This window comes from Paenibacillus sp. PvR133 (assembly GCF_017833155.1).
Lineage (GTDB): Bacteria > Bacillota > Bacilli > Paenibacillales > Paenibacillaceae > Paenibacillus > Paenibacillus polymyxa_B.
The window spans coordinates 2,762,556-2,774,599 of the sequence record NZ_JAFIBS010000001.1; the positions used below are offsets into that span (position 1 = coordinate 2,762,556).

Sequence of the window (12,044 nt, forward strand, 5' to 3'; positions counted from 1 at the left end):
TGGACGGTCAGTTCAAAAAAGGAGGAAGCATGAAACAGCAGACAAAGGAAATTATTTTTAACGGCGCACTCAAAGCTTTTTCCGAACGAGGCTTTAATGAAACAAATATGGAGGAAATCGCCAAGGTATGCGGCATAGCCAAGGGCACCCTGTATTACAATTTTAAAAACAAGCAAGATTTGTACATTTACATTTTGAAGATGGGGATGGAGCGTTTTGTCCGGGATATCCATGAAGCAATGGCTCATACTCCTAAAGATCAGGTGGAGCTTAGGGTTCGTAAGCTGATCCAAGTACATATTGAGTTTATTGTGAGAGAGCCGGACTTTTGCCGTCTATTGGTCAGTAAGGGCTGGGTTTCACAAGAGCAGCATTTTAATATTAGGCAGGTGCTGGCTGATTATTTTGATTTTATGGAGGCAGAGATCGATTCCGGTAAGTTATATGGGAAAATTTCAAGTAAGCTGGATGCCAAAACAACAGCCAATTGCTTATTTGGGATTTACATTTTCGCTCCAATGCGGTCTATGGTTTGGGGCGAAACGATGAATCTGCAAGAGGTTCGAGAAAGTATTGAAGTATTTGTGTGTAATGCATTGGGCATGCAACATTAATAGACAGATGGAGTGATGAGAACATGAAAGCTAAAAAATATACGATTTACGTCGTACTTATTATTTTAATCGCGGTTGGAATATATGCCTTGACTGCTTTTCCACGGGGTGGAAGCAGCTTGTCTGCGGATCAGTCTTCTTCCATTCCTACGGCTTATGTGGAGTCGGATACCCTCAATGCCAGCTTTAAAATGGCAGGACGGATTGACCAGATGCTCGTCAAAGAAGGCGATCAGGTTAAAAAGGGGCAGGTGTTAGCCCATCTGGAAAGTCGCGAGTTGGAAGATAAGGTGAAGCAGGCACAGGCGGCGTTGCTGGCAGCTAAGAGTAATGTCTCCAAAGCAAAAGCCGGTGTGTTGCAGGCTCAAGCAGGCGTAGGTCAGGCACAGGCTACTGTGAGCGCCGCTCAGGCCAAGAAGAGCCAAGGTACGACATCGGTCAGTGTGACCGCAGAGGCTTCCTCCAGCCAGATTGAACAGGCCAAAGCGGCTGCAAACGCCGCCAAGGCAAAACTGGATGCCCTCAAGAGCGGGGCAAGACCGCAGGAGCTTGAGCAATTACAAGTATCTGTGAAGATAGCCAAGGAAACGCTGGACCTGACCGTTAAAAATTTGGAGCGTGCCAAAAAGCTTCAAGAAGCCGGAGCAGCAACCCAGGCATCTTTGGATCAAGCGACATTGGAACATCAACAGGCAGTGGCCAAATATAATGCAGAGTCGCAAAAATTGGATATGGCACGGGAGGGAAGCCGCAAGGAGGAAATTACGGCGGCTGAAGCTCAATACCGTCAAGCCTTGGCTGCGGTGAAGGAAGCACAGGCAGGAGCGGGCAAAGTTGCTGTGCAACAGGAAGACGTCAAAGCTGCTCAGGCTTCGGTAGAGCAAGCGCAATCCGCTGTGAAGGCGGCGCAATCCACAGTTGAGCAGGCACAATCTGCGGTTGCAGGTGCCAATGCTCAGGTAGCCCAAGCGGAAGCCGCGCTTCAAGAGGCTCAGACCTATTTGAGCTACACTACGCTATATGCGTCAGAAGATGGAATCATAAAATCCAAGTCGCTTAGCTTAGGTGAAATGGCTAGCGCAGGATTCCCGGTCTATACCATTGAAACTTCGACACAACGTTGGGCTAAATTCTATGTACCTGAAACGTCTCTGAACGGTCTTCAAGCAGGGGATACAGTCCAAATTAAATTGCTGTCTGGCGGTAAGGAGCTGAAGGGTAAAGTCATTCTGTTAGAATCGGCTGCGGACTTTGCCATTCAAAAACCGAGCCAAAGCTCCGGTGACAAGGATGTCCGTTCCTTCGGTGTTAAAGTAGCATTGCCAGACCTTGCTGCTTCGGTTCCAACAGGCTCCACGGTTCTGTTTACAGGCAAAGGGGCGCAGTAATATGCAGGATTCACAGGAAAGACTTCGTATCCGCGATGTGTTTCGCGAGGAATGGCTGAGCATCTTCCGGGACCGCCGCTTTATGGCTATTCTGCTGATTACGCCGATTGTGTATACGATACTATTTGGCTTCCTGTATTCACATCAGCGGATTACCGAGATGCCTGTCACAGTGTACGACGGAGATAATTCGCAGCTCAGTCGCCAGATCATTCAGGCGTTTGATTCGACCGATTCATTTGCCGTTACACGGCAAGCGACCAATCAGGAAGATGTTGTCCGTCAGGTAGAGACCGGGGAAGCTAAGGTCGGAATCGTCATTCCCGACAACTTTACGACTCGGCTTAAGCATGGGGAAAATCCACCCGTGCTCACGCTGATTGACGGCAGTAATATGATGTATTCCAACAGCGCCAGTCGGATTGCGAATCAGGTTATTAGCAGCGTGAGTGCCGGAGTATCGGTCAATTCCATGAAGCAAAAGGGAATGAACTCCGATCAGGCTGCCGCGACGCTGACTACCATCCCGTTCCGGTCCAGAGTGTTGTTTAACCCGGTATATGATTATAAACTTTTCATGCCACTAGGGGTTATTTCTGCGGCTCTCCAGCAGTGTTTGCTGCTTGGTATTGCGTTGTCTTGCACGCGTGATAAGGAAGCAGGGACTTGGGGGAGATTTGGTGCATGGAGAAATACCCCTTGGCGTATGGCTATTGCCAAACTGGCACCGTATTATGCAGCGGGAGCTTTCAATGTGCTGACTGTATTCAGTATCAGCGCTTTATGCTTCGATATTCCGTTTAGGGGACAGGTATTACCGTTGATTTTAGTGTCGCTGGCCTTTAACTTTGCACTGTGCGGGTTAGGATTCCTATTCAGTCTCTTTTCCAAGACTAGAGTGGATGCGACCCAAACCCTGATGTTGATTGCTGTTCCTTCCTTTATGCTATCAGGCTATACGTGGCCATTAGAGGCAATGCCCGGCTTCTTGCGGGGGCTTGCTGAAATATTGCCACTGACGTATTACCTGGATGCTGTACGGAATATCACGCTCAAAGGACTGGATATCACATACATCTTCAAAGATATGATTGCCTTGGGCGTCATTGGTTGTGTGAGTCTGCTGGTGTCCTTCGCGATCTATCCGTTATTCTTTAGACAGCACCAGACGACAGGCCAGCATGCCGATGTGCCTGCTCAAGAAGGATTCACGCTAAAAGGCTGAGAGCAACTTTAAATATGGATATCGTAAAAAGGCAGATCAGGAGTAAACCCTGATCTGCCTTTTGCTTATTCATATGGTTTAAAAGTGGAAAAAATATTATTGCGGCGGCTTAAGATCCTCGATAGAATCAATCGGTACATAGGATGGAACGACAAGCCCGGACATAACGCCAGTCATGCTGGTTCCGATGTCATCCACCTTATCCTTGTATTGAGCCCAATAATCAACATGCGTCAATGGAAGCCAAGCAGCAGCAGTAGCATCTACACTTCCGCCGGCCACGCCAGTCCACATTGGGCCGATTTCCACTTGCAGGGCTGTTACTTTATAGCCCAATTTTTGTTCCAATACATATTTCAATACGTTCGTACTAGCAATTTCAGAATCCCAAGCAGCGTAGCTCAGCTTCAAAGGATCACCGTTGACGGGCTGTAGACCCTTGATCCATTCCTGAACCTTGTCAGGATGTTTATCAGCCCAGTTCTTAGCAGCCTGCTGTGGGGCGGTACCGTCCTGAATCGCGATCATCACTTCACCCATATCTTCAGCAGTCCACTTAAATCGGCTTAGAAATTCATAAGCCACAGGAGCATCCTGCTTCAAGCCTTTGCGGGCGATGGTATGAATTTCTTCCTTATCACCGTATGCTTTTTTAGGATCTTTCAAGTATTTTAAATCATATTTATTAAACATCCAGTGAGGAGTCCAACCTGTTACGACGATAGGCTGCTTGGCTTTGATAGCTTTATCCAGTGTAGCGGTCATAGCAGCTCCAGAGCTTTCAAGCAGCTTCCAGTCGGATAAGCCATAGTCATTCATAGCTTTAGCGGTTAGCTTCATTAGTCCGGCTCCAGGGTCGGTACCGACAATGCGGTAGCCGACCTCTTTGCCAAAGTCCCCAGTTGTGGCGGAAGCCGGAGCCGCTTCGGCTCCGTTATCCTGCAAATCAGTAATCGATTTAACATCCATGTAAGCTGGAACGACCAATCCGGTTTTAACACCACTCATATTAGCCCCAAGATCGTCGAGCTTATCCTTGTATTTAGCCCAGTAATCCGCATGGGTTAACGGCAGCCATGCCGCAGGTGAAGCATCTACATCACCACTAGCGACACCCGTCCACATAGGACCTGCTTCCACTTGCAGTGCGGTTACTTTATAACCTAGTTTGTTTTCCAAAATATATTTCAGCAAATTCGTGCTGGCAATTTCAGAATCCCAAGCCACATAACTTAGCTTGAAGGTATCACCATTGACAGGTTGCAGTCCTTGAGTCCATTCCTGAACCTTGTCGGCATGTTTCTCCGCCCAATCCTTGGCAGCTTGCTCAGGACTGGTTCCGGCTTGAATGGCGACCATCATTTCACCCATATCTTCTGGTGTCCATTTGAAACGTTTCAGAAACTCATAAGCGATAGGAGCATCCTGTTGCAATCCTTTACGGGCAATCGTATGAATACCCTCGGCTTCACCATAAGACTTCTTAGGGTCTTCCAAATATTTGAGATCATACTTGTTGAACATCCAGTGAGGAGTCCAACCTGTAATAATGATCGGTTTTTTCGCTTTAATGGCTTTGTCCAGTGTGGCCGTCATGGCTGCACCGGAACCTTCAACGAGCTTCCAATCAGACAAATTGTAGTCTTGAATTGCTTTGGCAGTCGATTTCATAATGCCTGCCCCGGCATCAATACCGATAATTTTGTAACCGACTTCTTCGCCAACCGGGTTGGCAGCAGCGTTACCTTTGCCAGATGCGGAATGATCCGTACCAACAAAATATTGAGATGCACCAGCGATCAAAATGACAGCAGTAACTGCAGAAGTAATCCATACTTTTTGCTTGCTGGATACGCGGCTTTTGCCTTTTTGCGTAGGTTTAAACAGGTTTTGCGTAAAACGGTCAAGCACAATAGCCAGAACGACAACAGCTAGGCCGGCTTCAAAACCTTTACCGATTTGCAGCTGTGTCACAGCACGGTACACAACAGCACCGATGCCTTCTGCACCGATCATGGAAGCAATAACAACCATGGACAGTGACAGCATAATCGTCTGGTTAATACCAGCCATTAAGGTAGGCAATGCCAGTGGAAGCTGAACTTTGAACAGCTTTTGCGCAGATGTTGAACCGAAAGCGTCTGATGCTTCGATCAGCTCACCTGATACTTGCATAATCCCCAAGTTGGTCATACGAATGGTTGGGGGGATAGCAAAGATAACAGAAGCGATAACACCTGGTACAACACCTAGGCTGAAAAAGGTAACCGCTGGGAGCAAGTACACGAACGCAGGCATCGTCTGCATAAAATCAAGTAAAGGCGTGATAATGCGTGATGCGGATTTACTGTATGCACACCAGATCCCGATGGGAATCCCGATAACAATGGATACGAGCGCAGACGTGATGACCAGTCCCAGCGTATTCATTGTTTCACTCCAATAGCCGAGATTATCAATTAGCAGGAAGCCGATGACAGTAAACAGCGTAAGCTGAACCCGCCCGATCATAAAGGCGATAATCCCGATAATCACGATGAACACCAGAGGGTGCGGAAGCATGAACAGGCCTGAGAAAAAGCCTACTACAGCTTCTATAATGGAAGAAATAACATTAAACAATCCAGCCAGATGAATACCCATCCAGTCGACAATGGATTGAATCCACTCAGCGATTGGCAGTTTCGGTATCATGGGCATTCACCTCCTTCATAGTGGTAACATCTCCACCAAGTGCGCCGAGCAATGCTCCACGGACGATAACGCCCAGTAGCTTCTGCTTATCATCGACTACAGCCAGCGGTACCTTGGACGAGCTTGTAATTTCAAACAAATCATTAATGACAGTCTCGGCAGGAACCTGCGGTCCGTCAGTGATCAAAATATCTTCAATCTTCAAATTGTTGCGCAGTGCATGAACAGCATCCTCGGCGTTAATAACACCCAGTAGCTTTTTGGTGCGGTCAATGACGAACAAATTGGAAATCCCACGCTCCCGCATCAATTCCAGAGCCACACGCGGACCACGATCCATGGTAATGGTTTCTGGACGAAGCATGACATGAGCAGCCGTCAATACCTTGGACAGATCCACATCCTCGACGAAGCGGGCTACATAAGAGTTAGCCGGTTGGATCATAATTTCTTCCGGTGTACCGATTTGTACGACCGCACCGTCTCGCATCAATGCAATCCGGTCACCAATCCGCAACGCTTCATCCAGATCATGGGTGATAAACACAATTGTTTTCTTCATTTTATCTTGAAGCTCCAACAGCTCATCCTGCATGTCACGGCGAATGAGAGGGTCCAATGCACTGAACGCTTCATCCATCAGGAGCACTTCAGGGTCATTAGCCAGCGCCCGTGCTAGACCGACACGCTGCTGCATACCGCCACTCAATTCATCGGGCATTTTATCGCCCCAGTTTTTAAGACCAACTAGTTCCAGCGCTTGTTGTGCTTTTTCCTGACGCTGTGCTTTTTCTACCTTTTGAATTTCAAGACCATATTCTACATTTTCTAGTACAGTCCGATGTGGGAACAGGGCGAATTTTTGAAAAACCATGCTGATGGTTTTACGACGAACTTCACGAAGTTGTTCTTTGTTCATCTTACGGAGATCTTTGCCGTGGACCAGAATTTCACCGGAGGTAGGCTCAATCAAGCGATTTAGCATTCGCACCAAAGTGGACTTGCCACTGCCCGATAGACCCATAATTACGAAAATTTCACCTTGCTTAATTTCCATGTTGGCCTTATTGACACCAACAGTAATCTGTTTTTCTTTGGCCAACTTTTCCTTGCCCCAGCCTTGCTCCAGGAGCGGAACACCTTGCTCTGCGTGAGGACCAAAGAGTTTGCTGACATTTTTGACTTCCAAAATCGTCATACATACACCTCTTCTTTCTATACTTTGCTTGGTATTAACCCCATGTTGCATTAAGGATTGAGTATAAAAATCATAATTCTGAACATCCTGAACGGTTAATGACAAAATTAATTGTAACAGAAGCATTGCTTACATTTCAAACAAAAAAACTGTTCATAAAGTACGTACAGAAAAAACTGTACAAAGTTTCCTTTGATATGCTCCTTCGTTCTATAGAATGCTCAAACATTCGGAACTTTACAACCGATAGTGCTTTTTTTAAAATAGACAATGAAATATAACCATAAGAAAAAGATTTATGTATATCCATAATTTTAAAAGTTTACTATCATTAGCAATTTTGCGAATTATGATTTTGAACGATCCATGCTGTTGTAATATAGACAGAAGCTTTGTTTTTGAAACATTTCATTTATATTGAAAGATTTCATACATTGCGTCAAAGCTAATCTTTTACGGGTAAATCGTTCATACTAGGTTGTGCAAAATGCTCTAAAATTAGGAGGTTGCAAGCATGAGCTTGTACCAGTTAGGTGATGAGCAGCAGGCTTCGCTGCAAAAAATTCGCAAACGTGTTATAGAAGCTATAGGTAAAAACATGGACCTGTATGGGATCACTTTGTCTGCGGGGCATTTATACGGTTTGCTTTTTTTTGCGGATAAACCGATGACGCTGGACGAGATGGGCCGTGAAATGGAAATGAGCAAAACGAGCATGAGTACAGGAGTTCGAACATTATTGGATCTGAAAATGGTAAATAAGGTATGGAGCAAGGGCTCACGCAAAGACTTGTATGAAGTCGAATATGACTGGCATCAAACCTTCACTGATTTCTTCGCTATTAAATGGAGAAAAGCGGTAGAAACAAATTTACTGGTGTTGCGCAAAGCCATTGATGAGCTGGACAGATTGATGAATCAGGGGGAAGAGTACGAGGAATTTAAGGCGATTCTTCAGCAAGATCGTATGAAAATGAAGCAGGCCGTCGCTTATTACAAGTGGCTAGACCGACTAATTGACTCTATGGAAAGCGAAGAAATTTACAAGCTGATTCCCAAAGAAGAAGTTCGGGATTAATCGCTATTTCTCTATCTTGTTTATAAAAATGCCGGAGCGCAAAAGTGCTTCCGGTATTTTTTGGTTTGGCCGTGTGCAAAGGGTATAATAGAGATATGTAAAGATTGATATTATACCGTTGTGTTGAACATACGAAATAAAGGAGGCTTCATGATGGAGAGTATTACAGTACATACTCGTTTAGGTCAATTACGTGGGGAAACGGGGAATGGATATCATGTATGGAAAGGTATCCCATATGCACAGCCTCCTGTTGGAAAACTACGTTTTCACGCGCCCCAGCCTTTGGAGTCTTGGGAGGGTGTACGGGCTGCGACGAGTTTTGGGCCAATCTGTCCGCAACCTATGCCATCCGCTGAAAGCATGACTGGAAATCTGGTGGAACCGCCTAAGCAGTCAGAGGATTGCTTATACCTGAACGTTTGGACACCTGCTTCGAAGGCACCTGAGAAGGGACGCCCGGTGATGGTGTGGATTCATGGCGGTGCCTTTGTCACGGGGTCCGGGATTATACCTTTATATGACGGGGAACGCATGGCGAAGAATGGCGATGTTGTGGTTGTTACGATCAATTATCGATTGGGGCCGTTAGGATTTTTGCATCTGACTCCAAAGGGAGATGGCCTGACCTCTAATGCGGGACTGCTGGATCAGATCGCTGCGCTGGAATGGGTTAGGGATCACATCTCTGCCTTTGGCGGTAACTCGGACGAAGTAACGGTGTTCGGTGAATCGGCAGGGGCGATGAGTATTGCCGCTTTATTGGCGATGCCAGCAGCTGAGGGACTGTTCCAGCGTGCGATTTTGCAGAGTGGTGCGTCGCAGGTATTGTCAACTTCACAGGCTGAACAAGTGACGGCTGTGTATCTGCAGCAGCTGGGTGTGGACACTCAGCATCCAGAACGGTTGTTTACACTGCCGACAGATGCGCTGATGCTAGCTATGGCGAAGACGCATGAAGTCATCGGACCAGGGATGGCGATGATCTATCAACCTGTCGTGGACGGTGTGACCTTGCCAGATGTACCGCTGTCTGCAATCGCGCAAGGTTCAGCAAAGCAGGTATCCGTTTTGATTGGAACGAACTTGCATGAGGGGGCCTATTTCATCCGAAAAGAATCCCATCTAATGAACAAGTCAACAGCGAGTCAGGCATTGGAGATGATGACGGGCATGTCAGACATCGGCGACCTGATAGAACCATTTCCGGTTACGATTGAGGGACAGGCGCAAATGTTGACTGATCTATTTTTTTGGCGTCCTGCGTTGGCTCTTGCTGTTGCGCAGTCGGCGCATACGCCTGTATGGATGTATCGTTTTGATTGGACATTGCCGGGGCATCCTACCTTTGGACAAGCGGTTCACGGTGCCGAAATTGCGTTTGTTTTCGATAATCTGGAGCTGCTAGGTAAGCTTGGATTAGAGATTCAACCGTCGATGCAGAAGCTGGCTCAAGCTATGCAGCAGGCATGGGTTGCTTTTGCACGTGATGGGAAGCCTGTGCTGTCGGAGGGGGCTTGGCCAATGTACGACAGGGAAGAGCGGACTACAGCTATTTTCCATCAGGATATTAAGGTAGAGCACGACCCCGAAGGAGATAGACGCCGTCAGTTAATCGGTCAGATGACCCTATAAGTAGACAAGAGAGAGAGCATCCTAAGAACTCTAATGTAAAAAGCCTTCGCCCGTAATTTGTATACGGACGAAGGCTTTTGTTAGTCATAAGATGTATTGCTGTTCATTCTTACTTGCATGAAATTGCAACGATGCAATGTGTAAGTTAAATCTTAAATCGCTTAACCAGCTGTTGCAAATCCTGCGCCATGTTGGACAACTCCTGAGACGAAGATGCGATTTCCTCCATAGCTGCCATTTGCTCCTGAGCGGCAGCAGATGTTGTCTGCGAACTGTCCGCCGAATTGCGAGACAGACTAGCCAAATGGGTGACAGTAGCGGAAACTTCCTCTGTACTGGCTGAGATTTGTTCAGCCGCAGCGGACACGCTTTGAATTTGTTCCACGATATGAGATGTAGAGCGTTCAATATTCGTAAATGCACCTTCTGCATCTTGGCTAATACGTAATCCTTCACCTACCTGGTTACGAACATTACCGTTCATGGTAGCGGTGGAGCGTTGAATCAAATCGAGCATCTGAGTAATGATCTGACTGATGGAATCCGCGCTTTCCTTGGATTGCTCAGACAGCTTGCGTACCTCTATAGCGACTACGGCAAATCCACGCCCGGCTTCGCCTGCTCTGGAAGCTTCAATAGACGCGTTCAGAGACAACAAATTGGTTTGCTTGGCAATGGCGGCAATAGCTGTATTCATCTGCTTCGCATCGTCTGAGAGCTGGGATAGCTCATCCATCAGGCTAGCTGTTTGGCTTACAGCTTCCAGAATACGGTCCATTTGTGTCCGCACATGGCTGATCATTTGACTGCCTTGAGCCACATCATGCTCGGTTTGTCCTGCTGAATCCACGATGGAGCTTGCCGATTCGGCAATGGTGCTGACACCCTTCGCCATTTCTTCAACGGCATTAGCGGTTTGCTCGGATGCCTCGGCGCTGGTGGCTGCATTTTCTGCGGATTCCATAACCGTTTCCGCTACGTGTTGTACGGACTCCGTTGTTTGCTCTGTGCTTTCCTTGATCATCAGAGAAGAGGAAGCAAGTCGGGAGGACGTTTGATTGACCTCGGAAACCATCGTATGCAAGGAATGCGTCATTTGGTCAAAATTCTGTGCCAGTTCGCCGAACTCATCCTTGCTGGATAGATTAACACGTTCGGTCAGATTTCCGTCACGGACGATGCGTGTTCCTGCTTGCAGCTTGCGCAGCGGAATTAAGAACGAGCGGACCATAAGCACAATGATGATTGCAGCGGCAAGTATGGAAATGACAATCACAATCAGGCTTTGCTTCAGAATCGGTTGGGCTGCATCACTGTAATCCTCCAGATCCGACAGTGCGATAATGTTCCAACCGGTGAGAGGGTCCTTAAGTGTAAAGGCCAGCATATCTCGATTCATAAATTGAATTTGCGACATGGAAGGAGTATCATTTTCGACGGTTGTCGCCACTTCGGGAAGTCCCTCTATGGCGTCAGCAGGTTTTTTGCCTGCCTTGTTAAAGGCTGTTCCAGTCCCAGATACAACTTTATGTTCAGAATCAACAATAATGAGTCCTCCGCGTTCACCAATCTTAACAGACTGCAGACTTTCACCCATCTTGTCCAGATTCAAAGCCAATGAAACAGCTCCTTCACCGTCCTCCAGCGTTCCCGATATATTAACGACTAAATTCCCTGTCGTGACGCTGGCAACTGGAACACCGACGAATACCTTGCCCTTTTCCAGCATTGCATTTTTGTACCATTTTCTCTCCCGGGGGTCATAATCGTCCTCCTGTTTTTTCGGCGAACGTATGTATTGCCCTTTCGCATTGCCGAGAAGCGCGGCATCTAGCTCGGGATGAGCCTTGACGATGACATCCAACTTTTTCTGAAGGGCCTCTTGGTTGGTACCAATGGAATCAGATTTGATTTCAGTGGTAAGCACGTCCAGGTCTTTCATAATGGGCGCTACATACTGATTGACATTGCTTCGGATCAGATACAGATTCGTGTATACGGAACCGCCCATTTGCTGACTGAGTTGTGTCGTAGCCCCCTGATAGGAAAAGTACCCGATAAGTACGCTCGGAATCAATAACACAGCCAAAAAAGATATTATTAATCTTGTCCTCATTAAATAAAACTGCTTGAGAAACCTGTTCCACCACGGAACTGTTTGTTTTGTTTTAGTCATAGTTATTGCTCCTCTGTGTCTGATGATCACTACATT

Annotated in this window: 8 protein-coding genes; 5 read left to right on the forward strand and 3 right to left on the reverse strand. The window is 46.9% G+C overall.

The window, feature by feature from the left end; all coding sequences use genetic code 11:
• Positions 1 to 29 precede the first annotated feature (29 nt).
• The 3 genes from JOE49_RS12085 to JOE49_RS12095 are packed head-to-tail and all read left to right on the forward strand — an operon-like array spanning position 30 to position 3,227.
• The gene (locus JOE49_RS12085; RefSeq protein ID WP_023987576.1) at positions 30 to 614 is read left to right on the forward strand and encodes a TetR/AcrR family transcriptional regulator; all 585 of its coding nucleotides are present in this window, start codon (positions 30 to 32) and stop codon (positions 612 to 614) included.
• A gap of 23 nt (positions 615 to 637) precedes the next feature.
• Positions 638 to 2,002 carry an HlyD family secretion protein gene (locus JOE49_RS12090; protein ID WP_023987577.1) on the forward strand — a complete coding sequence of 455 codons (1,365 nt, stop codon included), beginning with the start codon at positions 638 to 640 and terminating at the stop codon, positions 2,000 to 2,002.
• 1 nt (position 2,003) lies between these two features.
• On the forward strand, positions 2,004 to 3,227 hold the full coding sequence (locus JOE49_RS12095) for an ABC transporter permease (RefSeq protein WP_023987578.1): 1,224 nt from the start codon (positions 2,004 to 2,006) through the stop codon (positions 3,225 to 3,227).
• Between the two features lie 96 nt (positions 3,228 to 3,323).
• Here JOE49_RS12095 and JOE49_RS12100 read toward each other — a convergent pair whose 3' ends face one another.
• A complete protein-coding gene (locus JOE49_RS12100) occupies positions 3,324 to 5,921 on the reverse strand; it encodes a glycine betaine ABC transporter substrate-binding protein (RefSeq protein WP_245248373.1) in 2,598 nt (865 codons plus the stop codon).
• The gene (locus tag JOE49_RS12105; protein ID WP_028543061.1) at positions 5,896 to 7,119 is read right to left on the reverse strand and encodes a quaternary amine ABC transporter ATP-binding protein; all 1,224 of its coding nucleotides are present in this window, start codon (positions 7,117 to 7,119) and stop codon (positions 5,896 to 5,898) included. The genes JOE49_RS12100 and JOE49_RS12105 overlap by 26 nt, the downstream gene beginning before the upstream one ends.
• A gap of 514 nt (positions 7,120 to 7,633) precedes the next feature.
• Between JOE49_RS12105 and JOE49_RS12110 the strand changes: the two genes are divergently transcribed.
• Positions 7,634 to 8,197: a GbsR/MarR family transcriptional regulator gene (locus JOE49_RS12110; protein WP_028543060.1), complete on the forward strand. Its 564-nt coding sequence runs from the start codon at positions 7,634 to 7,636 to the stop codon at positions 8,195 to 8,197.
• A 153-nt stretch (positions 8,198 to 8,350) separates the two neighbouring features.
• Positions 8,351 to 9,832: a carboxylesterase/lipase family protein gene (locus JOE49_RS12115; protein WP_209943608.1), complete on the forward strand. Its 1,482-nt coding sequence runs from the start codon at positions 8,351 to 8,353 to the stop codon at positions 9,830 to 9,832.
• 145 nt (positions 9,833 to 9,977) lie between these two features.
• On the opposite strand, the gene JOE49_RS12120 is transcribed toward JOE49_RS12115, so the two are convergent.
• A complete protein-coding gene (locus JOE49_RS12120) occupies positions 9,978 to 12,008 on the reverse strand; it encodes a methyl-accepting chemotaxis protein (protein ID WP_028543058.1) in 2,031 nt (676 codons plus the stop codon).
• Positions 12,009 to 12,044: the final 36 nt, after the last annotated feature.